Below are 25,368 nucleotides of genomic sequence, written 5' to 3' on the forward strand. Positions count from 1 at the left end.
TAGGCGTGGAGGGCTCGTTAGCGAACCCCGGCGGCGAGTGCCTCCTGGGGGAACAGGTCGTCGAATACCGCGGTCCGGTCGAATGCCATCGCGCGGGTGCGCGCGCGTAGTTCCAGCTCCTGCCGTTCGGCGGCGGACATGTCCAGGATCACCCGGTCCACCGTCGCGGCCAGTTCGCCGATGTTGCCGGGCTCGACGATGATGGCGGTGTCGCCGACCGCCTCGAGGGTCCCACCCGTCGTGGTGGTGATGATCGGTCCGCCGCCGGCCAGCATCTTCTCGGCCAGGGCGATGCCGAACGTCTCGACGAAGTCGGGCTCGGGCTTGGTCGGCAGGGCGTAGGCCGCGCAGCCGCGCATGAGCAGCGGCTTCTCGTGGTCGTCGACATCGGTGAGGACGACCACCCGGTCGTCCTGGTTGGCCAGCGCCTGGACCTGCTCCAGCGACGGCCCGGTGCCGGCGACGACCAGTTTCACGCGTGACCGGCAGCGCATCCGGCCGAAGGCGGTCAGCAGGTCGTAGATCCCCTTGGCCGGAGTCACCCGGGACAGGAACAGGATGTACCCGTCCCGCTCCAGACCACGTTTCGCGAGCGCGGCGTCCACGTGCGCCGGATCCAGGTCGAGAAAGGCGGCGGAGTCGATCGGGGGGTAGCTGACGGTCACGCGGCGCCGGCACTGCTCGGCGAACGTGGTGCCGCAGCGCGCGTCCACCTGCTCGGCCGAGGCCACGATCTCTTCTCGGGTGTACTCGGAGACCGCCACGACCTCGTCGTTGGCCAGGAACGTGGTGAACAGCACGGTCGCCGCGCCGAACCGGCCGTCCCGCAGGCACGACCGGATCACGTTGGTCACGTCGGAGCCGACCGCTTTCACGATGGTGTGGACGTTGGGCGCGAACCCGGCCGCCCGCGCGGACGTGACCGCGTCCATGACCACCGCGGCATGTGGCATGAGATACATGGACAGGCAGGTCGTGGGTACCGGTTCGGCGAGCAGCTCGACGAGGCGGCCGGTGAGGCCCGCCTGGTGGCGGCCGTCCGGCACCCGGTAGTCCCCGACCGCTTCCGGCCGCTCCACGGTGATCCCAGGACTGTACGGCAGCAGCCGATCCAGCGGCTTGAGCGGCAACCCGGCCGCCTGCAGCGTCGAAATCGGCCAGGTCAACAGCCGTACGTCAGCGAACCCGCGGGTCAGCGCCACCTCGGCGAGGTTACGGGCTTCGCCGGAGTGGCCGCAGATGACCGGGTCAGCTCTGACCACGATGACGAGACGGCGACGGGGGGTTGTCATCGTGCTTCCTCCGATGTCGCGGGCGGATCGGAAAGGGACGGGGGGCGGACCCGCCGCCCCCACGCCGAGGGCTCCGGGCCCAGGCGCAGGTGCAACCGGCCGCCACGGTGCACGGTGGTGGCGCTCAGGTGCGTGGCGTGCAGGGGTTTGCCGTTGAGGGTCGCCGACTGGACGTACTGGGCGGGTGGGTCACGATCGATGCCGTCGACACCGATCGGCGTTTCGCGGTGACCGCTGGTCTCGATGACGAACTCGTTGCCACCGGCCCGGAGCACGGCCCGGTCGAACGCGGGGGCGTTGATCAGGAACAGGTTCTGCCCGGCGATCGGGAACAGTCCCAGGGACGCCCAGACATACCACGAGCTCAGGCCGCCTGAGTCGTCGTTGCCGGGGAGACCGCCAGGTCCCGTGCCGAATTGCCAGGTCAATGCCGACTGTACTATCTGGGCCGTGCGGTCGGGCCGGCCCGCGTAGTGGTACGCCCACGGCGCTTCCATGTCGGGTTCGTTGTTCAACCCCTCGAACCGGTTCAGGGCGTATCCGGCCGCCATCTCCGCTGCGGCCGGGCGCTGGCCGGGCTGCTTCACCGGGGCGGCGCCGAAGCCGAAGAACCGGTCCAGCTTGTCGATGAAGGCCTGGTCGCCGCCGGCCAGGGCGATCCTCGCGGCCATGTCATGCAGCAACCGGAACGAGTAGTTCCACTTGCCGCCCTCGTAGAACTCCGAGTCGCGCAACAGTCCCGTGTTCGGGTCGAAGGCGTTGGTCCACTGGCGGCTGCGGTCCTCGAGGTCGTTGGCCAGGCGCCGGTCGTTCAGCGCGCGGGCGACCTGGGCGGTGCAGTGGTGGCCGTAGGCGAGGTCGAGGGTGTGGGTGATCGGGTGCACCACGCCGTGCTCGAAGAAGTCCTCGCCGTACATGCGGCGCAGGTCATCGGCCATGTGCACGAGCGCCCAGTTCCAGTCCAGGCCCGGCAGGCCGAGCGCGTGGGCGTCCGCCAGCGCGGTGTGCGCGAGCGCGCTGCCTTGGCGGAAGAACCGGTCGGCGCCGCGAGCCATCCGATACCCGATGGGGAAGTTGCCCTCCTCCTCGCAGACCCGGATCAGCGACTCCAGCAGGTCCGCGGCCCGGTCCGGGACGATGGCCGCGAGGAGCGGCAGCTGTGTCTTGTAGATGTCCCACATGGTGCACACGTCGAACGCGTACGGTCCAGGGGTCGGCCAGAACGGGCTCTCGTCGTCGGCGAAGCACGGCTTGATCAGCGCATGGTAGAGCGACGTCGCGTACACGGTGCGGCGGGCCGGCGTGCCACCCTCGACCCGGACCCGGTCGAGGTGCTCGCCCCAGCGGACCTGGGTCTGGGACCGCACCGTATTGAACGCCGGGCGCGCGTGCCCGCACTCGCGTTCCAGGTTCTGCCGCGCCTGGTCGCAGCCGCGCAGCGAGAACCCGAGCCGCACCTCGATGGTCTGCCCCGCCACGGTCGGGCCCATGAAGAGCATGCCGAAAGGGCGCAGCGTGGTGTGCCGGATGCTGTCGAAGTCCAGGCGAGTGCCGCCGTCGATGAGCCGCCGGTCGTACCAGAGCATCTGCCGCCAGCCCGGGCTGTCGACGTCCACGTACACCGACAGCGGGACGCCCTCCATCACCACCGTGCCCTGGGCCCGGCCGTGGCCCATGTTCTCCACCTGCGCCCGCAACGGCACCGTACGGCCGAGCTCGATGGCCAGGCCACCGCAGGACAGGTCGATCACGACCCGAGCGCTGCTGTGCTCCGGAAACGTGTACCGATGCACGGCGACCTTGGTGCCCACGGTGAGCTCGCAGCGAACCCCGGTGTCCAGGGTGGCCGCGTAGTAGCCCGCCTCCGCCACCTCGTCGCGCAACGGCCAGGCCTCGCCCAGCACGTCCAGCGGCTGCACCATCGGGGTGACCCGGACGTAGTTGTAGTACTTGCGGATCGCGCCGGTGCCGGACTGCTGGAAATGCGTGAACCCGGACGCCTGCAGCTTCTCGAACATCTCCTCGGGCACGCCCTCGGTGTTCTTCGTGTATCGCCCGTATCCGGTTGGGTACGCACCCGAATAGGCACAGGCCGAAACCATACCCAGGGGCGACGTGGCACCCGGGTGGGTGTTGCCTACCTGAGGCTTCGGCCACCACCAAGTAGCGGCCAGACCGCGCGCCTCAGGCAAGTCAGTGGCCGCGATGCCGATGAATGGATCAACGTTTTCGAGGATGCCGGGACTCTACCCAGAACGATCCCACCTTAGGTTTCGGCAAGATGAAATCCTTCGTCCAGTGCCACAAAAATCTGTCTCCGTGGTTCTTCGCTCGCTCGCTGTAATCATGGCTGCGAGGTCAATTGTGATCGACCGGCAAGGAGCTCGCTGGCTGACAGTTGCCAATCCGTCATGGGGGTTGTTGAGGATTCGGACCATAGGTGCCTATGGCCATAAATGCCATGATCCGCCTAAATCCAATCGTAGGAGTAATCATGATCTTTCGGCGTGTCCTGGCCGTCGCCGCGGCAGTGGCCCTCGCCCCCCTATGGGCAGGTACGGCTACCGCGGACAACGACCACCGCTCCAAAGGTTCGGAGAAGGTGCGCTTCGCCACCTTCAACGCGTCTCTCAACCGGAACGCGGAAGGCGACCTGGTCCGCGACCTGTCCACGCCGGCGAACACCCAGGCGAAGGTGATCGCCGAGATCATCCAGCGCGCGCGGCCCGACGTGGTCCTCATCAACGAGTTCGACTACGACGAGAACGGCACGGCCGCGCGGCTCTTCGAGCAGAACTACCTGTCGGTCGGCCAGGGCGGCGCGAAACCGATCTCGTACCGGTACCGCTTCACCGCGCCGAGCAACACCGGCATCGCCTCCGGCTTCGACCTCAACAACAACGGCGCGACCGTCACCACGCCCGGCGCTCCCGGCTACGGCGACGACGCCCTCGGCTTCGGCAACTTCCCCGGCCAGTACGGCCTGGTGGTCTACTCGAAGTACCCGATCGATGTCCGGAACGCTCGGACCTTCCAGAAGTTCCTCTGGAAGGACATGCCCGGCGCGCTCCTCCCGGACGACGCCGCGACCGCCGCACCCGCCGACTGGTATTCGGCGGAGGAACTCGCGGTGTTCCGCCTGTCCTCCAAGACCCACTGGGACCTGCCCATCCGGATCGGCAAGGAGTCGGTGCACTTCCTGGTCAGCCACCCGACGCCGCCCACCTTCGACGGGGCGGAGGACCGCAACGGCCGGCGTAACCACGACGAGATCCGCTTCTGGGCCGACTACGTGCGTTCCGCCGGTTACATCTATGACGACCGTGGCCGGCGCGGCGGGCTCAAGCCCGGCGAGCCCTTCGTGATCGCGGGCGACGAGAACGCCGACCCCAACGACGGCGACAGCTACGGCCAGGCGATCCAGCAGCTGCTCGACCACCCGAAGATCAATAGTCGCTTCACGCCCTCCAGCGACGGCGCCGCGGAGGCCTCGGCCCTGCAGGGCGGAGCGAACACGACCCACACCGGCGATCCGAAGTACGACACGGCAGACTTCGCGGACACGGCCCCAGGCAACCTCCGCGCCGACTACGTCCTGCCCGCCAAGTGGCTGAAGACAACAGGCGGAGGCGTCTTCTGGCCGCTCTCAAGCGACCCGCTGTCGCGCCTTTCCGGCGTCTTCCCCTTCCCCAGCTCCGACCACCGCCTCGTCTGGCTCGACCTGAAGCTGTAGAGCTACCCGCGGAAACGCTGCCCTGTAGAGGAGCCCTCTACGGGGCCACGGTAGCGGCCAGATGGGCGATCTGCCGGTCATGCAGGCGGCTGAACAGCGTGATCGAGACGGTCGCACCGATGAGGGCGCAGAACATGTCCCACGGCGTGTCCCACTGGTCACCTTGTACGGCGAGGAAAGCATCAGCCGCCTCACCCACAGCGAGCGCCGTCCACCATTCCAGCATCTCGAAGAAGGCGCTGAAAGCCAGGCAGGCGCTGACGGTCAGCACATTCAGCCACGCACCCCGGCGTAGCGGGGATGTCCGCACCAATAGTTCCCGGACCAGGATGGCGGGGACGAAGCCCTGCATCAGGTGGCCGAGGCGGTCGTAGGGATTGCGGGACAAATCCAGCGTGTCCTGCAGCCAAAACCCGAACGGAACCTCGGCGTAGGTGTAGTGGCCGCCCACGATCAGCACCAGCGCGTGTACGGCGAGTAGGCAGCACAGCAGCGAAGTGAGAGGGAAGCGCCCCCACAACACCGCCACCAGCGGCACCCCGATGATCACCCAGACGGTCTCCAGGATCCAGGTGAACCGGTCGTGGGGCGATATCCCGGAGACGGCCAGCGCCAGAACCACGACGACGGCCAACACCAGGGGCAGCCGCCGGGCGGCGGGATCAGCGGGCATACAGGACACTCCACGACGTTCGACGGCAGGACGGGACGACTCGAAGGACTATGTTCGACTCCCGTTTGCCATGCCGTGTGATCTGGTGGTATCACGAGTTTCCGGATCTTCCGCGCCATGTTTTCGCAGGTCAGCTAATTCTGGAAACCCGGAATTCCTTTGATCGTTCGACCGCTGCGGGGAGACGTTATCCGCCCGGCCGCGATGGCCGCGGAAGATGAGACGCTGCCGCGTCGCGAACAGGTCCATGGCCTGCGGGTAGGCCTGGACGAAGGCGACTCCTCGAGCCGGGCGGATCTGCGATCGGGTCCGCTGATGATCGGCGGAATTGAGACATTCTGCTGGCTTCCTAGGACAGGATCGGAATCAATACCCCTCACCGGTGGAGACTTCGATGCGGCAAGACCTGCAGATCAATGCCCCCTGGGGCGTAAGCGCATACGGAGCGGCAAGCGTTAAGGCAGCGCCTGACCTGGTGCGAGTCTTGCTTGGCGTCGAACGGATCGAGCCTTCCCCGGCAGCGGCCTTCGAGGCCGGCCAGGCCAACGTGGCCGGACTGCGCAGGGTCCTACGCAGTCACGAGATCCCCGACGCGGCAGTATCGGCTTCGCGGCTGCGGCTGACCAGCGCCTGGGAGGGCTACGACGCGAGTCGCAAGTTCCTCGGATACAAATGCGTGGCCTCGTTCACGATCGAAACCGCCAACCTTGATGGGCTCCAGCAGTTGCTGATCGACGTGGTGGGCGCGGGAGTCAACCGGGTCGACGAAGTCGATTTCGACGTTCGCGCCAAGGCAGAGCTACGAGCGCAGGCCCGGCGCGCGGCTGTTCAAGCCGCCCGGGCCAAGGCACAGTTGTACGCCGAGGCAGCCGGTGTCCAGCTCGGTCAGATCGTGCACATCCAAGATGTCGACCCGGAATCACTGGGTAACCAGCGCTACCGCGGACATGGCTCAGGCGGCAGCAGCGCTGAAGAAGATTTCGCCCCTGGCCACGTAGTCGTCTCTGCCGCTGTGGTACTCGGTTTCTCGCTGGCGTCTTAACTAGCAGAGTGAGCAGGTCGTCGGTATCCGACGCGGTTCACGCCGGGCCGCACCGGTGCCAGGAGTGGCAGAAGGCGGTATGACCGAGCCGGTGGTTTCGGTGAGGAGTCGCAGCCCCTCGCAATATTCAGATGTGATGTCACAGGGAACCGGATAACGTAGGAAGTGCTTCAGGCGCGAAAGTTCCGGTTGCTTCTTTCTGTCAAGAGAAACCCGGAGCACTCGATCATGCAACAATCGCGCCGATATTGGTGTGGTGAACAAACTTCATATGCACCTCTCCGGTGCGGCGTTAACGGTTACTTCTTCACGCCCCCTCGGGTAGATCCGAATTTCGGGGTCTGGTCGAGGGGCGTGCAGAACCCAGCCAGCCGTTGGCACTCCGATCTCGGAGAGGCACAATCTCAGAAGCGTGCCCGGTGCGTAGGCAACGGTTCCTTCGATTCGAATTCGAGTGGTCGTAGGTTCAAATCCTACCGCCCGGCCCTCCCGCCGGACGTAGCTCAGTTTGGTAGAGCGCTTTGTGTCCGTCGCCGCCTTGATCTCGGGCACGACTTCTGAACATTGGGCCTCTCCCCGTTTTAAGGAAGGGGCCCTTTCATGTCAAAGTTCAATTCCGGGAAGACGCAGGCGGCCGTGTTCAGTCCGGTCACCACGGAAGTCAATCCGAGCGGCCGCACCCATGAGGGTGCGCCCGGATACGTACGTGACGCCAAGGGCGAGCTCTTCCTTCTCGCGATTTCGAACATGGTCGGCGAGGACACCTTCTACGAGAAGGCGGGCGCCCGTGACGAGCGGTTCCGCGCGCTGGTCCACCAGGTTGCCGTGGAGGACGTGGACTGGATGTCGCGGTTCCTGCCGTGGCTGCGTGGTACGGCGAACATGCGGTCCGCGCCGGTGGTCGCCGCGCTGGAGTCGGTGCGGGCGCGCCTGGCGGCCGGTCTGCACGGGGGTAACCGGGAGCTGGTCGAGGGCGTGCTCCAGCGGGCGGACGAGCCGGGTGAGGCGCTCGCTTACTGGACGTCCCGCTATGGCCGTACCATCCCGAAGCCGGTCAAGCGCGGCGTCGCCGACGCGGTGCGGCGGCTTTACACGGAGCGGAACCTGGCCAAGTACGACAGCGACTCCAAGGGTTTCCGGTTCGGTGACGTCATCGATCTGGTGCACCCGGCTCCGCACGCCGACAAGGTGAGCTGGCAGGGTGACCTGTTCGCGCACGCGCTCGACCGCCGGCACGGCCGTGACAAGCCGATTCCGGAGGCGCTGCGCATGCTCCGCGCCCGTGCCGAGCTGCTCGCGCTGCCGGTGGGAGAGCGGCGGGCAATGCTCGCGGAGCCGGAGCGGCTCGCGGCGGCGGGCATCACCTGGGAGGCGCTGGCGGGCTGGCTCCAGGGCCCGATGGACGCTGAGGCGTGGGCCGCGATCATTCCGTCCATGGGGTATACGGCCAGCTTGCGTAACCTCCGTAACTTCGACGAGGCGGGTATCAGCGACGAGGTCGCCGACGCGGTGATCGCGAAGCTGGCCGACCCGGATGAGGTGGCGCGGTCGCGGCAGCTGCCGTTCCGGTTCTACTCGGCCTACCAGGCGGCTCCGTCGCTGCGCTGGGGTCACGCGCTGGACAAGGCGCTGTCGCTGGCCACCCAGAACGTGCCGACGTTCGGCGGGCGGACGCTCGTGCTGGTGGACACGTCCGGGTCGATGAGCAGTGGCACGATTTCGGCCAGGTCGACGGTGACTCCGGTCCAGGCGGCGGCGCTGTTCGGTGTCACGCTGGCGGCGAGGGGCGAGCGGGTGGACCTGTGCGGGTTCGCCGACGGCGTGTTTCTGCACAAGATCAACGCGGGCGCGTCCGTGCTCAAGGAAGTCGGCAGGTTCTGCGGTCGTATCGGTGAGGTGGGGCACGGCACCCAGATCGCCGAGTCGATCCGCCGCACCTACCAGGGCCACGACCGCGTCGTGATCCTGTCCGACATGCAGACCATGAGCGGGTACGGCGGCAATGTCACCGAAGCCGTTCCGAAGCACATCCCGATGTACGGTTTCAACCTGCAGGGTTACCGCCACGCGGCGATGCCCACGGGCATGGGCAACAGGCACGAGTTCGGTGGAATGTCGGACGCGACCTTCAAGCTCATCCCCCTGCTGGAGCGGGGAAATTCGGCCGGCTGGCCGTTCTAGGTTAATGGGAACGCCGTCGTGGGCGTTCCCGGTCCACCCGCAGAGGCATACGCCATGGGTACCCAGAACAGAAGCACCATCCCGCACCAACCGCCGAAGATATCCTCCACCCGCCCATTATTCCCCCAAGCAAATGACTGTTTACGTTTGTGGTTCATCAGCGGAGAATTCGTTTTCCAGGTAGATTTGCCCAGTTAGTGATAGATGCCACAGTCGGCGCGGGGACCACCACGCCCGATCCACGGCCTTAGGGCGAAAAGTTCCCCGCCCCCATACCCTTTCGAGGGACACCAAAGGGAATCCACGACCGCACCCAAGCAAGCCTCCAGGTCAGGGTGGCCGAGGAGTCCCCGGCGGTGATGGTCGGCTGACCGTCACGCTCAACTACGTCACGAACACTCTTTAAGCCGAAGGCATTCTTCCGGGCCGGTGGATTCTCATCCACCGGCCTATTATTGGTCCGTCCTATTCGCGCACGGCGGCGCCGGTGTGCGAGAGTATTTCTATTCAAAGGTATTGAATAATGGTCTTTCGGGTCAGTTGTGTCCGGAGAGCCGGCACACGGGAATCGCGCAGGCGCGTGTCCCGTGCCCACGTCGCGGCGGCGCTCGCGTTGATCGCCGCCCAGGCCGGGATGGGCGCGGCCCACGCGTCCGCAGCGCGTGAGCCCGAGGCCACGCTCCCGCTGAACATCTCCATCGACAACGGGCGCACCAGCGTGCGCCAGGGCGACCGGCTCACCTACACGATCAAGATCAGCAACACCGGAGACGCCGAAACCCCGGTCCTGCGGGTCTTCCAGGCCACGGTGCCGGGGCTCGAAGTGCTCGCCACGACGCCCGAGGCCACGGCCTCGGCGAAGCGGATCGAGTGGAGCAAGTCGCTGGCGGCGCGGGAGGAGGCCGAGTTCAGCGTGACCGCCCAGGTGGGACCGCAGGCCCCGCAAATGCAACGGCTGACGGTCGTGGCCTGCGCCTCGAACAAGAGCACCGACCGGCCGGTCGTCTGCGCGGCCCACTCCGACCGCCTGGAGACTTTGGGATTGCCGATCGAGAGCGAGACGTCCAACTTGGGGCTCTGGTTCACGCTCGCGGGCGTCGCGGCGCTGCTCGCGGCTTCGGGGGTGATCGTGGGCCGGCGGCTGCTCCGGCGGAAGACGACGTCCGAGGTCTCCTGAGGCGGCGTGTCCGGAAAACGCGGCCCCTGACCAGCCTGGGGGCGTGTCCGGAACGACACGCTTGACCAGCCAGAGGCGGCATGTTCGGAAATATGCGCAGGCGGGATGTCCGCGACGATGCGGCCCCTGACCAAGGTGTCAGGGGCTCGCGGCCGGTCACATCTCGGTGCCGCCGGTGTTCATGACCGGGCGGACTTCGATCGCGGTCAGCCGGGCGTCGGGGATCATGGCGGCCAGTTCTGTCGCGCGCTCGGGCTTGTCGCAGTCGATCACGTAGTAACCCGCCAGGAACTCCTTGGCCTCCACGTACGGGCCGTCGGTCACGGCGGGGACGCCGTCCCGTACCCGGACCGTGGTGGTGCTGGACGGGTCGGCGAGAGCGGTGAAACCGACCAGTTCGCCGGACTCCTTGGTGAGGGCGGTGAAGGCGTCGTGTTCGGCGAAGATGGCGGTTCTCTCCTCCTCGGAGAGCGCGTCCAGGGCGGCGGGGTTGACGTGGATCAGCAGGAGATACTTCATGGTTGCTCCTCGTTTGCGGGGCCCCCGGTGGGCCTCTCATAGAGGGGGTCGGAACGGGAGACACGTTCTCGACATCCCCCGCCGGCGTGGCCAGAAAATACCGCGAGTTCTGTCGTACCGCGCTGCTACGGTCTGCCGCATGGTCCTACGCGTGCCGTTCACCGGCGATGAGAAGGAAAGCCTGCGCGCCAGCCTTGACCGGCATCGCACCGCCATCGACTGGAAGATCTCCGGGCTCGACGACGAGGGCCTGCGCCGCAGGATGACCCCGTCGGGAACGAGCCTGCTGGGCCTGGTCAAACACCTGGGGGCAGTGGAATACGGCTGGTTCTGCCAGACCTTCGGCCGGGAGACCGAGCCGCTTCCGTTCGTGGACGACGATCCGGATGCCGACCTGCGGGTGGAGCCCGGGGAGAGCACGGCGGAGATCCTCGCGTTCTACGCCCGCGCGCGGGCCGCCTCCGACCGGGTGATCGACGAACTCGACGTCGAGGATCTCGGCAAGGCGTGGTCCGGGCAGACCGTGTCCCTGCGCTGGGTGCTCATTCACATGATCGAGGAGACGGCCCGGCATGCCGGGCACATCGACATCGTCCGCGAACTGATCGACGGTGTGACGGGGGACCACCAGGAGGACTGAGCGGGACAGCACGGTCTGGCGGCGCGCTCGCCTCGCGTGTGGAAATCGTCAAGACGGCCCTGCTGAGCTGCGATGGGTTACATAATGAAACGCAATGGATGCGCTAAGTGACTACCCCGTTGATGTCAGCGTGCTCGTCCCTGCGTACAACTGCCGGGCTTTTCTTGATCGTTGTTTGACTTCGTTGCTGGTTCAGCGGGTCAGCAAAGAGATCATCGTGGTGGATGACGGTTCCACGGACGACACCCGGTCGCTGCTGGAGCTGTACGCGCGGCATCATTCCGCGATCACTGTCGTCCATCAGGACCACACGGGCACGCCGGGCAGTGCCCGCAATCGCGCGCTGGCCCGGGCCCGTGGGCGCTATGTGTTCTTTTGCGATGCCGATGACTATCTGGGGCCGCTCGCCCTGGAGAAGATGCTCGCCACCGCGGACCGCAACGGGTCGGACATCGTGCTCGGGAAGGTCGTCGGCCATGGGCGGAAGGCTCCGGTGTCGATGTTCCGGGCCAACGCCGAGCGGGTGACCCTGCAGGGCAGCACGGTCTACAACAGCCTGAACGTCTTCAAGCTCTTCCGGAAGACGATGCTGGACCGGCATCGCATCCGCTTCGACGAGTCGTTGCGGGTCGGGGAGGACATGGAGTTCGCGGTGCACGCGTACTGCCATGCCGACGTGATCTCGATTGTCGCCGACTACGACTGCTACCACCTGATGGATCGGGAGGACGGCTCCAGCCTCATGCAGGAGCCGGGCAGCCGGGAGCCGCTCGCCTGGTTGCGGATGGCCAGGATCCCGATCGCGCGCATGATCCAGCATGTGCCGCCCGGGCCGCTCCGGGATCACCTGCTGGTGCGACATTTCACCTTTGATGTGCTCGCCCAGCTGGGGGAGCCGTTCCTGGCTGCCGACGAATCCGCGCGCGAGAAGATCGCCGTCGAGGTGGCCGACCTCTGCCAGGAGTGGCTGACCGACGGCGTCCGCGCCCGGCTGAGCGCCGCCGACAACACCCGCCTCGCCTCGCTGACCGACCCCGACCGGCTGGTACGGCTCGCGCGCGTGCAAGCCGCCCCCCTCCGCCGCCGCCTGACCGCCCTGGAGTGGACCGGCGACCGCCTGCAGATCTCCGGCAGCGTGAAACTGTCCGGTTTCGAGGGATCCGTCGGGCTGTTGCTGAAAGAACGCTCCCAGCGGGCCGAATGCCGGATCCCCGTCACCCGGGTCGCCGATCTGTTCAGCGCCTCCATCGACGTGGCCGACCTGGCGACCGGCATCTGGGACGTCTTCGTCGCCGTCGAATGCGAGGGCATCCGCCGCCTCGGCCGGCTCGGCGCCGATCGGGACCGGCGGTCGACCCGGCCGGTGCCGCGGTTCACCGGTGGGGTGGTGGCGCTGCCGTACCTGACCCGGCCGTACGGCAACCTGAGCCTGGACGTGGGGGGACATGTCGTTCGGGTGCCCGCTTCGGTGCGGTTGACCCGGACCGAGTGGGTGGAGCGGAGGTTTCGGATCGAAGGGCAGGTCATGGTGGGCGGGCGGCCGGGGGCGGCAGCCGTACGGCGCCTGGTCTGGCGGGAACGCCGGACCGGCCGGGAACGCCACGTGGAAGCCGTCGCGACCGGTTCGCGGGGCTTCGCCGCCGAGACCAACCCGCTCGGACGGGGGATCTGGGACGCCTACCTCGAACTCGACATGGGCGGACCGACGGCGAGATTTCCCGTCAAAGTCGGCGAACCGAAAAGCTTGGAGCGCGCCCGCACCTGGTGGCAGGGCACCACCCGCTGGACAACCCGCCCCTACGCGACCGCGGTCAGCCACCGCCTGAGCACTTCGGTCCGTCGCGCCACCTTCTTCACCCTCGCCCGCCGCGCCTTCCGCAGAATCCGCCTGTGAGCCGAACGCATGATCGAATAATTCGTTAATGCGAATTATTTGCAACTGCTCTAGGGTTGTGGGCAAGGTTTAGTAATACGCGGAGGTATGGCCGTGCATGTGCCCGATGGGTTCTTTACCGCATCCGTGTCGATAGGGGCGGCCGTGGTGGCCGCCGCCGGGGTGAGTGTCGCGCTGCGCAACGCCAAGCAGGAGCTTGACGATCGCACCGCGCCGATGGCGGGCCTGGTGGCCGCGTTCATTTTCGCTGTTCAGATGCTCAACTTCCCGGTCGCGGCCGGGACTAGCGGGCACCTCCTCGGGGGTGCGCTGGCCGCGATATTGGTCGGGCCGTATACCGCGGTCCTCTGTGTGGCGGTTGTCCTGCTCGTGCAGGGGTTCTTCTTCGCCGATGGCGGGTTGACCGCGCTCGGCATCAACATCACCCTGATGGGGATCGTGACGGCCGCCGTCGCGTGGGCGGTCTTCCGGCTGATCGTGCGGGTGGCGCCCAACCGGGCGGCGATCGTGGCCGGCTCGTTCGTGGCGGCGCTGGTGTCGGTGCCGGTCGCGGCGCTGGCTTTCGCGGCGCTGTTCGCGATCGGCGGGACCGTGCCGATCGACGCGGGCGCCGTGGCCGCCGCCATGGGTGGCACGCACGTGCTCATCGGCATTGGCGAGGGGCTGATCACCGCCGTGACGGTCAGCAGCGTGCTGGCCGTCCGCCCCGATCTCGTGTACGGCGCGCGCGGCCTGACCAAGCCTCTCGTCCTCAGAACGGCGGACGGCGAGCGAGTCGTGGCAGCGCCCGATAGAACAGAGGCCAAGCCGATCCGGCCGTTCCTGGTGGGCGCGGGGATCGTGTCGCTGCTGCTGGCCGGGGTCGTCAGCTTCTTCGCGTCGAGTTCCCCCGACGGTCTGGAGAAGGTCGCCGAGGACAAGGGCTTCCTCGGCCAGGCCGGTGACCACCTGTTCGGCGGATCCGCGCTGGCCGACTACGGCGACGTCGGCGGCATCCCGGTCGGGGTCGCGGGCGTGCTCGGCGTGCTGATCACGCTCGCCGTCGGCCTGGGCATCGCCCACCTCGTCCGGCGAAAGCGGAAGGTCACCACGTAAGTGGGCGCCGGACACCACCACCAGCTCTACCGCCCGGGGGCCACCCTCGTGCACCGGCTTCCGCCGCAGTGCAAACTGCTGGCGGTGGCCGCGTTCGCGATCGTCGTGGTGGCCACGCCAAGGGAACGATTCCTGGCCTTCGGTGGATATCTCCTGCTATTGGCCGCGGTCGCCGCGGTCGCCAGGGTTTCGCCCGGGTTCGTGCTCCGGCGCATGGTGGTCGAGCTGCCGTTCGTACTGTTCGCGTTCGCGATCCCGGTCATCGGTCTGGGCGAGCGCATCTCGATCTGGGGCGTCTCGCTCAGCGTGGACGGACTGTGGGCGAGCTGGAACATCCTCGCCAAAGCCACCCTCGGCGTGATCGCCTCCATCCTGCTCGCGGCCACCACCGAGCCCCGCAGCATGCTGCTGGGCGCCCAGCGGCTGCGCATGCCCCAGCTGCTCGTGCAGATCGCCACGTTCATGCTCCGCTACCTGGACGTGGTGCTCGACGCCATGCGCCGGATGAAGGTCGCCCGCGAGTCCCGTGGTTTCCAGGCCAGGGACCTCCGGCAGGCCCCGATCCTGGCCAAATCGGCGGGCGCGCTCTTCATCCGGTCGTACGAGCGGGGCGAACGGGTGCACCTGGCCATGCTGAGCAGGGGCTACACCGGCACAATGCCCATTTATCGCGATATTTCCGCTGACGTTCGCCAGTGGTTGCTCGCGGGCGCGCTCCCCGTCGCGGCGGCGGCCTTACTGTTCATTTCATGACGCTCGAAGTACGGGATCTCGCCTACGCCTACCCCGACGGGACCCAGGCCCTGTTCGGGGTCGACCTGCGGATCACCCGGGGCGAGCGGGTGGCCCTGCTCGGCCCGAACGGCGCGGGCAAGACCACCCTGGTCATGCACCTGAACGGCATCCTCACGGCCGGGCACGGAACCGTCCGGGTGGCGGGCCTCCAGGTCGGCAAGGAGAACCTCCAGGAGATCAGGCGCCGGGTCGGCCTGGTCTTCCAGGACCCCGACGACCAGCTCTTCATGCCGACCGTCCGCGAGGATGTGGCCTTCGGCCCGGCCAACATGGGCGTCCGCGGCGCCGAACTCGACCACAAGGTCACCGACGCACTCACCCGCGTCGGCATGCTCGACGCCATCGACCGCCCTCCGCACCACCTCTCCTTCGGCCAGCGCAGGCGCGTCGCCGTGGCCACCGTCCTCGCCATGGACCCCGAAATCCTGGTCCTGGACGAACCGTCCTCCAACCTCGACCCCGCCTCCCGCCGCGAGCTAGCCCAGATCCTGAAAAATCTGGACGTGACCGTGCTGATGGTCACCCACGATCTCCCCTACGCCCTCGAACTGTGCGAACGCGCCCTCATCCTGAGCGACGGTGTCATCGCCGCCGACGGCCCCACCCGCGACATCCTCGCGAACGAGTCCCTCCTGACCGCGCACCGCCTCGAGCTCCCCTACGGATTCGCGATCCCTTCCACGGGGACATGACTGAGGGTGATGCGGAAGTAAAGTGGGGCTCGCGGAGGAGGTTCCTATGAAGCTGCGGCTCGCGCGGAGGTCGCTCTCCGGCGCCGTCGTGGTGGCTGTCGAGGGCGAACTCGATCTGTTCACCGCACCCTTCCTGCGCGATGAGGTCCGCGACGCCATCAAGCAGGATGGCGCCATCCTGGTGCTCGACCTCACCTCGCTGTCGTTCATGGATTCGAGCGGGTTGAGCGTGCTGATCGAGGCGTGGCGGCTGGCCACGAGCGAGGGCGGCGGGGTGACCCTCGCCGCGCCCCAGGCGCCGGTGGCCCGGATCCTGCGGACCACGGGGCTGGATCGGCGGATCAAGGTCTACCCGGATGTCGACACGGCCATTTTGGGGCACCCCGAGTAGAACTTCATTCGGTTGGCGGGTTAGGGTCCGGCTATGGACCTGAAGGATGCAGCAGCAATCATCTCGGGCGGTGCGAGCGGTCTCGGCGAGGCCACAGCCAGGGAACTGGCGGGCATCGGCGCGACCGTGGTCATCGCCGACCTGAACGAGGAGCGCGGCAAGGCGCTGGCCGACGAACTCGGGGGCGTCTTCGTCCGCACCGACGTTTCGGACGAGGCCTCCGTACAGGCCGCGGTGGACGCCGCAGTGGCGACCGGCAAGCCGTTGCGCGCGGTGATCAACAGTGCCGGGATCGGCTGGGCCTCCCGGACGGTGAACCGGGACGGCTCGCCGCACGACCTCGCCTCATATCGCAAAGTGATCGACGTCAACCTGATCGGGACCTTCAACCTGATGCGGATCGGCGCGGCCGCCATCGCCAAGACCGAGCCGGTGGGGGAGGACAAGGCGCGCGGCGTGGTCATCAACACGGCGTCGGTGGCCGGGATCGAGGGCCAGACGGGGCAGGTGGCCTACTCGGCGTCCAAGGGCGGCATCATCGGCATGACGCTGCCCGCCGCCCGTGACCTGGCCGCCATCGGGGTGCGGGTGCTGACGATCTGCCCGGGCATCATCGACACCCCGATCTACGGCTCCGGGCCCGAGTCGGACGCGTTCAAGGCGCAGCTGTCCGCGCCGGTGCCGTTCCCCAAGCGCATGGGCCGCGCGTCGGAGTTCGGCCACCTGGTCCGGGCCCTGGTAGAGAACGACTACATGAACGGTGAAATCATCCGCTTCGATGGCGGCATCCGATTCCAGCCGAAGTAACCCAAGCCTTGGAGAGGTCTCGTGTCTGACGAGGTTCTGGTAGAAACCGACGGCGGCGTGGCCGTCATCACGATCAACCGGCCGAAGGCGAGGAACGCGGTCAACGGCGCGGTGGCGCGCGGCATCGCCGCGGCCGTGGACGAGCTGGACGCCCGGGTGGACGTCTCCGCCCTGGTCCTCACCGGCGCGGGCGGCACGTTCTGCTCGGGGATGGACCTGAAGGGCTTCCTGGCCGGGGACTTCCCGGCGCTGGAGGGCCGCGGGTTCGGCGGTCTGGTCGAATCGCCGCCCAAGAAGCCGCTGATCGCGGCCGTCGAGGGGTACGCGCTCGCGGGCGGCTTCGAGCTGGCCCTGGCCTGCGACCTGATCGTGGCGTCGGAGGAGGCCAAGTTCGGGCTGCCGGAGCCCAAGCGGGGTCTGGTGGCCGCCGCCGGCGGGATCATGCGGTTGCCGCGGCGCATTCCGTACCACGCGGCGATGGAGATCGCGCTCACCGGCGATCACTATCCGGCGGCGCGCCTGTACGAGCTGGGCCTGGTGAATCGGGTCACGCCGGCTGGGGGAGCGCTGGCGGGCGCGCTGGAGCTGGCCAAGAAGGTCGCGGAGAACGCGCCGCTGGCGTTGACGGCGACCAAGAGGATCGTCCTGGAGTCCCAGGATTGGTCGCAGGAGGAGATGTTCGCCAAGCAGAGCGAGATCGTCAATCCGGTCTTCGGCTCGAAGGACGCGATGGAGGGCGCGGCGGCTTTCGCCGAGAAACGCGCTCCCAACTGGCGGGGCGAGTAACTCCGGGCCGTGAGGATGCGCCGGTGTCTGGACTGAGGAGCGAAGCGACGAGGGAAGACACCGGGGTTGAGCATCCGAACCGCGATGCGAAGCATCGCCATGAATCCGCCGGTGTCTGGACTGAGGAGCGAAGACACCGGGGCCGAACCGCGATGCGAAGCATCGCAATCAATGGGTGGGGTAGTCCGCGCTCATGGCACGAACTGCGTACGGTAAAGGCATGAGCGACGGACTCCCCCTCAACCCGACCCCCCGGGAGCGCACGGCCAGCCTGCTGTCCGGGGCCCTCGGCAGCGTCATCGTCATGCTGTTCCTGGTCGGCGGCATGTGGGCGCTGGAAATCGTCGACTACCTCCAGGACGGCGCCCTGGACCGGTATGGCATCGTGGCCCGGGACCCGGACGGCCTGGTCGGCATCTTCGCCGCGCCGTTCCTGCACGCGGGCTTCCCGCACCTGATCGCGAACTCGCTGCCGCTGCTGATCCTGGGGTTCCTGGCCGCGATCCGGGGCGTGGGCCGGTTCCTGGGCGTGAGCCTGATCATCATCGTGGTGAGCGGCCTGGGCGTCTGGCTGGTCGCCCCGCCGAACACGGTGACGATCGGCGCCAGCGGGCTGGTATTCGGCTATTTCGGTTATGTCGTGGGGCGTGGGCTATTCGACCGCCGGATTCTCGACATCGTGCTGGCCGTAGTCGTCGCGGTCATGTACTACTCGATTATTTTCGGGATTCTGCCCGGCGAGGAGGGAATCTCCTGGCAGGGGCACCTGTTCGGCCTGATCGGCGGAGTCCTGGCGGCCTGGCTGCTGCGCCGCAGGCGGGAGTACTGACACAATTGTTCTTGTGAATTTGGGCCCCCTGGAGCGTGCGATCATGGACGTGATCTGGGACGCCAAGAAATCCCTGCTCATCCGTGAGATCCAGGAGCAGCTCAACGACGGCGCCGAGAAGCCGCTGGCGTACACCACGATCCAGACGGTGGCCGAGCGGCTGGTCCGCAAGGGCCTGCTGAGCAGGGCCCCGGAGCGTAAGGCGTTCCGCTACGGCGCGGCCCGATCGCGCGCCGAGCACCTCACTGAGCTGATGCTGGACGCGCTGGCCGAGAGCCCGGACCGGTCGCCGGTGCTGAGCAGGTTCGCGCAGAGCGTCGATCTGGACGACGCGCTGCGCCTGCTGGACGAGCTGGCCCGCCGCGCCGGGCGAGGCCCGGCCGAGCAACCGCCTGGCTGGGTGCCCCCGCCCGGTCAGGGCGACTAGAGCCGCTCGACGACGTAGTCCACGCAGACCGTGAGCGCTTCGACGTCGGCCGGGTCGATGGCCGGGAACATGGCCACCCGCAGCTGGTTGCGGCCCAGCTTGCGGTAGGGCTCGGTGTCCACGATGCCGTTGGCGCGCAGCACCTTGGCCACCGCGTCGGCGTTCACCGAGTCGTCGAAGTCGATCGTGCCGACCACGTTCGAGCGCTGCGCCGGGTCGGCCACGAACGGCGAGGTGTAGGCGGTCTTGTCGGCCCAGGTGTAGAGCCGGGACGCCGAGTCGGCGGTCCTGGCGGTGGTCCAGGCCAGGCCGCCGTTGCCGTTCATCCACTCGATCTGGTCGGCCAGCAGGAACAGCGTCGCCACGGCGGGCGTGTTGTAGGTCTGGTCCTTGGCCGAGTTGTCGATCGCGGTCGGCAGGCTGAAGAACTCGGGGATGTATCGCCCGGACGCGGCGATCTCCTCGACCCGGGCCAGCGCGGCCGGGGAGAACAGGCCCAGCCAGAGGCCGCCGTCGGAGGCGAAGCTCTTCTGCGGCGCGAAGTAGTAGACGTCGAAGTCCCCGGCGGCGACCGGCAGGCCGCCCGCGCCGCTGGTGGCGTCCACCAGGACCAGCGCGTCGCCGGAGCCGACCCGGGAGATCGGCATGGCCACGCCGGTGGAGGTCTCGTTGTGGGTCAGCGCGTAGACGTCCACGCCGGGCTCCTCGATCGGCAGCGGGTGGCTGCCGACCTCGGCGGAGATGACCGACGGATCGGCCAGCCAGGGGGCCTTCTTGACGACCGCGCCGAACTTGGACGAGAACTCGCCGAAGTGCAGGTGCTGGGACTTCTCCCGGATCAGACCGTGCGCCGCGATGTCCCAGAACGCGGTGGTGCCGCCGTTGCCGAGCACGACCTGGTAGCCCTCGGGCAGCGAGAACAGGTCGGCGAGGCCGGAGCGGATCCGGGCCACGAGGTTCTTGACCGGCTGCTGGCGGTGCGAGGTGCCCATCAGGCTCGCGCCCGGCCCGGCGAGGGCCGCCAGCTGCTCGGGACGCACCTTGGATGGCCCGCAGCCGAAGCGGCCGTCGGCGGGCTTGAGGTCAGCGGGAATCACGATGTCAGCCACTCAACCAAGCCTACTGAGGGGGTGCGATGGTCCGGACCCGGGTCCGCATCCTGAGATGGAGCTCCCCCTTGACGTAACGGACCGCAGCTCCCATTGTTCGGCATGAGGAGTCGCTCCCACTCCGCCCTAGCGAAGTGTGAGATCACGCATATGGCCGATTCCGGTGGCACCCTCTCCGAGCGCGAACTCACCGTGCTCTCGTTGATCGGCGCGGGCAGCAGCGCGAAACACATCGCGGCGCAACTCGGGATCAGCGCGTCCACGGTGGAAAGCCACAAACGCCGCATCTACGCCAAGCTCGGCGTCACCCACCAGAGCCAGGCGGTCTCGCAGGCCATCGCGCTGGGCCTGTTCGACACCCCGCCCAAGGATCGGGACGAGGCCGAGATGGTGGTCGTGCACGCCCGGCCGGGCGCGCCGGTGGACCAGGTCACCCAGGCCCTGCTCGGCCACGGCCGCCCGTTCGTGCTGACGCCCGAGCTGGACCCCGCGCTGTGGCGCTGGCGGGGCCGGTTCATCACCGTGCTGATGGATCCGGCCCCGCCCGACTGGCAGGCCACCACCCGGTTCCGCGCCCCGGTGGTGGTGATCCCGTCGGTACGGCCAGGCGACGGTCTCGTCCGGGAGGCCATGCGGTACGGCGCCCGCGCCCTGGTCTGGCTGGAGGACGTGCCCGACCTGCTGTGCACGACCCTGGCCATGGTCGCCCACGGCTACGTGATCATGGCGGGCACCCACCTCCCCGCCGGTCCCTCGCCGGAGCTGAGCGCCAGGGAACGCGACATCCTCGACTCGATCGCCACCGGCCACACCCTCCAGCAGACCGCCCGCTCCCTCGGCATCTCGGTCAAGACCGTGGAGAACACCCAGGGCCGCCTGTTCCGCAAGCTGGGCGCCCGCAACCGGCCGGAGGCCCTGACGAACGCCTACCGCCAGGGCCTGGTGCCGGGCTGAGCTACTGGCCGCGGCTGGTGGGATCGACCCGGGCGAAGGTGAGCAGGTCGACCATGCGGAAGTCGCCGGCGCCGCCCGAGCGCCGGGGCAGGGTCGGCACCCAGGACGGGTTGGTGCGCAGGTAGGAGGCGTTGTCGAGCTGGAGCAGGCCGATGAAGACCTCGCCGACGATGCGGGCGCCCACGCCGGCCAGTTTCAGGCCGCCCGCGACCTTGGCCTCCTTGAGGATGTAGTACCAGAGCGGGGTGCTGGCGGGCAGGCCGTGCCCGATCGCCTGCAGCTCCGGGAAATGCTGGGACTCCAGAGCCGGGATGCCGATCGCCCGCGCGATGTTCTGCCCGGACGGGATCGACCAGGTCACGTGGCGCAGCAGGTTGCGCTGCACCAGCGAGGTGGGCGGGTCGCCGGACGCGATCGCGGCCAGCGGCAGGTTGAACAGCGGGGTCGAGATCTTGGTGTCGATGCGCTTGTTGGGCCGGACCTGGCCGTCGCCGAAGTCGAAGAAGGTCTGCCAGCCGATGAAGCGCCGCGGCGCCCTGGCCCCGCCGCGCAGGTCGACCGGGTCGGCCTGGCCCAGCCCGGCCGGGTCGAAGATGAAGCCGAAGAACGCCGAGCCGTCGCTGTTGCCGGCCAGGTTGGCGCGGTAGGACGGGCGCACCATGCTGTGCCCGAACCGGTAGCAGGCGCCCTGGAACTCCACCGGGATGAACTGCTGGCCCGGCGCGGGCCGGTAGAACCGGCGCCCGCCGGTGAGGATCGAGTTGACCACGTCCTGGCCGATGACCAGGGGCAGGAACTCGTGCAGGATGATCCACTGGTAGTGCCAGCGGACCAGCTGCTGGGCGGCGGCGAAGACGTTCGCGCCTTGGCCCTGGGCGCGGAGGTGGTCGACCACCCGGTTGTGGAACAGCAGGAACGCGCAGTGCAGGCCGGAGATGATCAGGTTCTCGTCGTTGCGGGGGTCGCCGATGATGGCCTGGCCGTTGGCCATCCGGGGCAGGTCCTCGAACAGGCCGCCGCTCTCGACCTTGAGCTTGGCGGTGTCGGCGGGGTTGTAGAGCTGCGGGTCGGCGACCGGGCCGCGGCCGTAGACCGAGTCCAGGTCGAGGCCGGGCGTGCGGGTGTTGGGGGTCGCCTCCGGCGCGGTCACCGTGCCGAGCGGGGAGGACCGGTCGAACGTCATGTCGTGGTCGAGGAACTGACCGAGGAAGGTGACACCCGCCGTGTGGGTGGCATTGTCGAGATTGTTAGGGCTGAGTTCGGGGTTCGTGATCAGCCGGATCGGGCCTTCCGCCAGCGGGTCCTTGGCGTCCACGATGCCGCCCGGGCGGCCCATTTCCACCAGGGCGTTTCGCAGGCTGGGCGGGTTGAAATCGGCGAACGGCGGCAGGGTGAAGATACGTCCGAAACGGTCGGGCGGGACCGCCGTTCCGCCTGCCTGCGTGGTAACTGTCCTGGCTATCGCTTCGGCTGGGGCCAGGGTCAGCGCCCCAGCTCCCGCGCCCAGGCCGGCGAGAAATCCCCGCCGGCTCACTCCCCGGTCCGGTCCGTGCTCGGCCATCGAGGCTCCTGTGGCTTAGCGGCATTTGTCCGGGAATTATGTAATCCGTAACTTTCGCGACTCAAGGGACATCGGTTGACAATAAACCCTTAAGGGGAGTTATCTGGCAATTTACCCCTAATCGGAATTGGGGGTAAATTGAATAAGGGTTGAGCGGAAGGATGCGGATGATCGCGGCGGATCAGCGGCGACTGCACGGGGTGCTGGAGGGGCTCCTGCGGCGGCCCTCGTTCTGGCGGCGGGATCCCGCGTTGCCGGTGCTCCTGCTGGTCGGCGAGCAATCCCCGGCCACCGCGCTCGCGCTGGCGGAGCCGTTCAAGGGGAGCCTGCCGTACGCGGCACCGGCCGGGGAGGAGCTGAAGGACGTCGCGGCGCTGGTCAACGCGCTGGCGGGGGAGAACGGGGATCTGGGGGCGTCGGTCGGCGGGTCGTTCCTGCCGGCGCCGCGGTTTCCGCTGGCGCAGTTCGTGCTCTGGGCGCGGGAGCAGCGTGCTCTGCGGCCGGAGGAGTGGACCGGGGTCTGGCCGCCCGCGCCCGAGTCGCGCAAGGGTCAGGACGAGTTCCGCGCCCGTTACCGGAAATGGCGCTGGGAACGTTACGGCGAGCGTCGGGTCAGGCGGACCGCCGCGGACTTCGTAGTTCGGGCCGCCACCACCTGGGTGCCGCTCGGCATGGCCGTGGCGCTGCTGGCCGGGTGGGACGTCGTCGATCTGCTGTCGCTCATCCCCTGGGTGGTCGGTCTGATCGTGGCCGCCGCGGGCACCGCCGTGCAGGCCGCCTTATCGATCAGGGGCACCTTCTTCTCCGGATGGTTTCGCCGCCACCGCTACGAGAATCTTCGCCGTAAACGCTTCGAGAGCCGCCACAAGTACGCGCTCCGCCTGGCCGCCGTCCCCGACCTGGACAAACTGCTGGTGTACGCGATGTTCCAGGATCTGCGGCAGGCGTACCAGAAGTGGTTCATCCCCTGGCCGAGCTGGGGCCGCGGCTGGTACTGCCTGCTGGTCCTGGCGGAACCGGGCGCCGGGGGAACACGCTTCTTGAGCGTGATGCGCGATGTCATCGCTGATACCGGCGTATATCCGCCGATGATCGTGCTCGCCGCCGGAGATGCGCCGCTCCCGGCCACCCCGCCGGTACGGCCGCTGGAACGCCTCCCCGAGGCGATCGACGACTGGCGGGCCCAGGTGCCCGACCTCTTCATCCCGGTCACCGTGAATGAGTCTGAGCTCTCCGACATAGGGGCATTTCGCCCGACGCCGCTGCGGGCCTTCGGCTACTGGGCGGTGGTCGCGCTGCTGGCCTTCGGGCCGCTCGCGGTGGTGGGCAGGACCTGGATCGGCTGCGGCGGCGGGCTGCGCGAGGTCGCCGGGCAGTGCGTCGGCCTCAGCGACGACCTGAACGAGATCGACCCCGACCCGCTGCTGGCCCCCGTCCTGGAGCGGATCCAGCGGCAGAACCGCGACGTCGAGGACGGCCAGCGGGTGATCACGGTCTTCTACCTGGGCCCGCTGACCACCAACCGGAGCGGCGGCGACCAGATCAGCGGCTCGATGGGGGAGCTGGCCGGGATCGCCGCCCGGCAGCTGGCCTACAACCGGCTGCACAGCTGGCAGATCAGGGTCGAGTTCGCCAACGCGGGCCAGGACTTCGTCAGCGCCGCGTACGCCGCCCAAATGATCAAGGATCGGGCGGCCGGGGATCCCGACATCGCGGGGGCGATCGGGTTCGCCTGGAGCCGTACCGAGACGCAGGACGCGATCCGGCTGCTCAGCGACGCGCACATGCCGATGCTGAGCACCACCAACACCGCCGACACCACGCCCCTGGTGTACGGCAGCAAGCCCTCCCCGTCCTTCTTCCGGATGGCCGCCCCCAACTCGGCCCAGGCCAAAGCCGCCGAATACTGGCTGCAACAGGGCCTGCCCGGCGGCACTAAGGTGCCCACCGACAAGGTCGCCATCCTGCTGGAAGTCGACGAGCTCAAGCGCGAGCTCTACAGCCAGGACCTCGCCGACGGGCTCACCAAGCGGCCCGAGGCCCTCTACGCCAAAGCCAGGCAGTACGTCTTCCGGGACGGCGACCAGCTGGCCGCCCAGGTCGACCAGGCCTGCCAGGACGGCGCGGCGGTGCTCTTCTACACCGGGCGCTCCAGCTATCTGGGCACCCTGATGGACACCAAGGAACACCAGTGCGACGGCGCGGTGCGGGTGCTCGCCGGGGACGAGGTGACCGGGCGGCTGTCGCAGATCCTGGCCGACGGATCATCGGTCAACAACCCCGAGATCTCCTTCATCGCGCTGAACGACGCGCGCGCGGAGCAGGACGGCTCCGGCGCGATCAACGACACCCAGCGGGAGATCGAGGCGTGGATCCGGGACGTGCTGCCCGCACGCGGCCGGTCGGTGTCGCGGGTGCACGCCCGGATGGGCTACGACGCGCTCCTGGCGATCACCAGCGCCATCGACCAGATCAAGGCCACCAACGTGGATCCGGCGGTGAACATCGCGCAGAGCGTCGCGTACAACCTGCGCGGGCTTGGGGTGGACGGGCACATCCAGGGCGCGACCGGGAGCTTCTACTTCTCCACCGATGCCGACTTCCACACCGCGCTGCCCAGAGAGCTGTGGCTGTTCTCCAGCGAGCGGGGCCAGGCCGTCCCGGTGCTGCGCGGCAAGTGCACCGTGGATTCGAACAAGTCCGACCCCGCCGAACTCGACGTCAGCTGCACGACAGAGCCCGCGACTCCATGAGCCGCGGGCTGATCACAA

General features: G+C 68.1%; 22 protein-coding genes and 1 tRNA gene. 17 read left to right on the forward strand and 6 right to left on the reverse strand.

All coding sequences use genetic code 11. The features are described from left to right. Positions 1–17 precede the first annotated feature (17 nt). Positions 18–1,292: a glycosyltransferase gene (locus tag ABGB08_RS17530; RefSeq protein ID WP_347591521.1), complete on the reverse strand. Its 1,275-nt coding sequence runs from the start codon at positions 1,290–1,292 to the stop codon at positions 18–20. Beyond that, complete coding sequence (locus ABGB08_RS17535) at positions 1,289–3,529, reverse strand: glycoside hydrolase domain-containing protein (protein ID WP_347591751.1); 2,241 nt, start codon at positions 3,527–3,529, stop codon at positions 1,289–1,291. Before ABGB08_RS17535 ends, ABGB08_RS17530 begins: the two co-directional genes overlap by 4 nt. A 257-nt stretch (positions 3,530–3,786) precedes the next feature. On the opposite strand from ABGB08_RS17535, the gene ABGB08_RS17540 reads away from it, so the two are divergent. Next, the gene (locus tag ABGB08_RS17540) at positions 3,787–5,025 is read left to right on the forward strand and encodes an endonuclease/exonuclease/phosphatase family protein (protein ID WP_347591523.1); all 1,239 of its coding nucleotides are present in this window, start codon (positions 3,787–3,789) and stop codon (positions 5,023–5,025) included. 37 nt (positions 5,026–5,062) lie between these two features. Here ABGB08_RS17540 and ABGB08_RS17545 read toward each other — a convergent pair whose 3' ends face one another. Further along, entirely contained in the window at positions 5,063–5,698 is a 636-nt protein-coding gene (locus ABGB08_RS17545; RefSeq protein WP_347591525.1) for a DUF2238 domain-containing protein, read from the reverse strand. 394 nt (positions 5,699–6,092) lie between these two features. On the opposite strand from ABGB08_RS17545, the gene ABGB08_RS17550 reads away from it, so the two are divergent. The 4 genes from ABGB08_RS17550 to ABGB08_RS17565 all read left to right on the forward strand — a co-directional run bounded on the left by ABGB08_RS17550 (position 6,093) and on the right by ABGB08_RS17565 (position 10,098). Continuing rightward, positions 6,093–6,740 carry an SIMPL domain-containing protein gene (locus tag ABGB08_RS17550; RefSeq protein WP_347591527.1) on the forward strand — a complete coding sequence of 216 codons (648 nt, stop codon included), beginning with the start codon at positions 6,093–6,095 and terminating at the stop codon, positions 6,738–6,740. A 416-nt stretch (positions 6,741–7,156) separates the two neighbouring features. Next, positions 7,157–7,225: transfer RNA gene (locus tag ABGB08_RS17555), tRNA-Ser, on the forward strand. A gap of 115 nt (positions 7,226–7,340) precedes the next feature. Continuing rightward, a complete protein-coding gene (locus ABGB08_RS17560) occupies positions 7,341–8,921 on the forward strand; it encodes a TROVE domain-containing protein (RefSeq protein WP_347591529.1) in 1,581 nt (526 codons plus the stop codon). Between the two features lie 580 nt (positions 8,922–9,501). Then, entirely contained in the window at positions 9,502–10,098 is a 597-nt protein-coding gene (locus tag ABGB08_RS17565; protein ID WP_347591531.1) for a hypothetical protein, read from the forward strand. A 156-nt stretch (positions 10,099–10,254) separates the two neighbouring features. On the opposite strand, the gene ABGB08_RS17570 is transcribed toward ABGB08_RS17565, so the two are convergent. Next, a complete protein-coding gene (locus tag ABGB08_RS17570) occupies positions 10,255–10,617 on the reverse strand; it encodes a YciI family protein (RefSeq protein WP_155343374.1) in 363 nt (120 codons plus the stop codon). 139 nt (positions 10,618–10,756) lie between these two features. On the opposite strand from ABGB08_RS17570, the gene ABGB08_RS17575 reads away from it, so the two are divergent. The 10 genes from ABGB08_RS17575 (at position 10,757) to ABGB08_RS17620 (ending at position 18,973) form a co-directional block, all read left to right on the forward strand. After that, positions 10,757–11,257: a DinB family protein gene (locus tag ABGB08_RS17575; RefSeq protein ID WP_347591533.1), complete on the forward strand. Its 501-nt coding sequence runs from the start codon at positions 10,757–10,759 to the stop codon at positions 11,255–11,257. 94 nt (positions 11,258–11,351) lie between these two features. After that, positions 11,352–13,151 (forward strand): glycosyltransferase, encoded by a 1,800-nt coding sequence (locus ABGB08_RS17580; RefSeq protein WP_347591535.1) that lies wholly within the window; start codon positions 11,352–11,354, stop codon positions 13,149–13,151. An 87-nt stretch (positions 13,152–13,238) separates the two neighbouring features. Next, positions 13,239–14,246 carry an energy-coupling factor ABC transporter permease gene (locus tag ABGB08_RS17585; protein WP_347591537.1) on the forward strand — a complete coding sequence of 336 codons (1,008 nt, stop codon included), beginning with the start codon at positions 13,239–13,241 and terminating at the stop codon, positions 14,244–14,246. Continuing rightward, positions 14,247–14,999, forward strand: coding sequence for a cobalt ECF transporter T component CbiQ (gene cbiQ, locus ABGB08_RS17590; RefSeq protein ID WP_347591539.1), 753 nt, complete (start codon positions 14,247–14,249; stop codon positions 14,997–14,999). After that, positions 14,996–15,733 (forward strand): ATP-binding cassette domain-containing protein, encoded by a 738-nt coding sequence (locus tag ABGB08_RS17595; RefSeq protein WP_347591541.1) that lies wholly within the window; start codon positions 14,996–14,998, stop codon positions 15,731–15,733. Before cbiQ ends, ABGB08_RS17595 begins: the two co-directional genes overlap by 4 nt. Positions 15,734–15,779: 46 nt before the next feature. Further along, a complete protein-coding gene (locus ABGB08_RS17600) occupies positions 15,780–16,124 on the forward strand; it encodes an STAS domain-containing protein (RefSeq protein WP_155343378.1) in 345 nt (114 codons plus the stop codon). Between the two features lie 33 nt (positions 16,125–16,157). Continuing rightward, complete coding sequence (locus ABGB08_RS17605; RefSeq protein ID WP_347591543.1) at positions 16,158–16,931, forward strand: SDR family NAD(P)-dependent oxidoreductase; 774 nt, start codon at positions 16,158–16,160, stop codon at positions 16,929–16,931. A gap of 21 nt (positions 16,932–16,952) precedes the next feature. Continuing rightward, positions 16,953–17,717, forward strand: a complete 765-nt coding sequence (locus ABGB08_RS17610; RefSeq protein WP_347591545.1) for a crotonase/enoyl-CoA hydratase family protein — start codon at positions 16,953–16,955, stop codon at positions 17,715–17,717. Between the two features lie 220 nt (positions 17,718–17,937). Continuing rightward, positions 17,938–18,546, forward strand: a complete 609-nt coding sequence (locus ABGB08_RS17615; protein WP_347591547.1) for a rhomboid family intramembrane serine protease — start codon at positions 17,938–17,940, stop codon at positions 18,544–18,546. A 13-nt stretch (positions 18,547–18,559) separates the two neighbouring features. Continuing rightward, a complete protein-coding gene (locus tag ABGB08_RS17620; RefSeq protein WP_155359833.1) occupies positions 18,560–18,973 on the forward strand; it encodes a BlaI/MecI/CopY family transcriptional regulator in 414 nt (137 codons plus the stop codon). On the opposite strand, the gene serC is transcribed toward ABGB08_RS17620, so the two are convergent. Next, the gene (gene serC, locus ABGB08_RS17625; RefSeq protein WP_347591549.1) at positions 18,970–20,082 is read right to left on the reverse strand and encodes a phosphoserine transaminase; all 1,113 of its coding nucleotides are present in this window, start codon (positions 20,080–20,082) and stop codon (positions 18,970–18,972) included. The genes ABGB08_RS17620 and serC overlap by 4 nt on opposite strands. A gap of 150 nt (positions 20,083–20,232) precedes the next feature. On the opposite strand from serC, the gene ABGB08_RS17630 reads away from it, so the two are divergent. After that, positions 20,233–21,036: a LuxR C-terminal-related transcriptional regulator gene (locus tag ABGB08_RS17630; RefSeq protein WP_347591551.1), complete on the forward strand. Its 804-nt coding sequence runs from the start codon at positions 20,233–20,235 to the stop codon at positions 21,034–21,036. A 1-nt stretch (position 21,037) separates the two neighbouring features. Here the strand turns inward: ABGB08_RS17630 and ABGB08_RS17635 are convergent, their stop codons facing one another. Next, positions 21,038–22,597: a heme peroxidase family protein gene (locus ABGB08_RS17635; RefSeq protein WP_347591553.1), complete on the reverse strand. Its 1,560-nt coding sequence runs from the start codon at positions 22,595–22,597 to the stop codon at positions 21,038–21,040. Between the two features lie 167 nt (positions 22,598–22,764). On the opposite strand from ABGB08_RS17635, the gene ABGB08_RS17640 reads away from it, so the two are divergent. Then, the gene (locus ABGB08_RS17640) at positions 22,765–25,350 is read left to right on the forward strand and encodes an ABC transporter substrate-binding protein (RefSeq protein WP_347591555.1); all 2,586 of its coding nucleotides are present in this window, start codon (positions 22,765–22,767) and stop codon (positions 25,348–25,350) included. Positions 25,351–25,368 lie beyond the last annotated feature (18 nt).

Origin of the sequence: Acrocarpospora sp. B8E8, assembly GCF_039871605.1 — a bacterium.
Taxonomy (GTDB): domain Bacteria; phylum Actinomycetota; class Actinomycetes; order Streptosporangiales; family Streptosporangiaceae; genus Acrocarpospora; species Acrocarpospora macrocephala.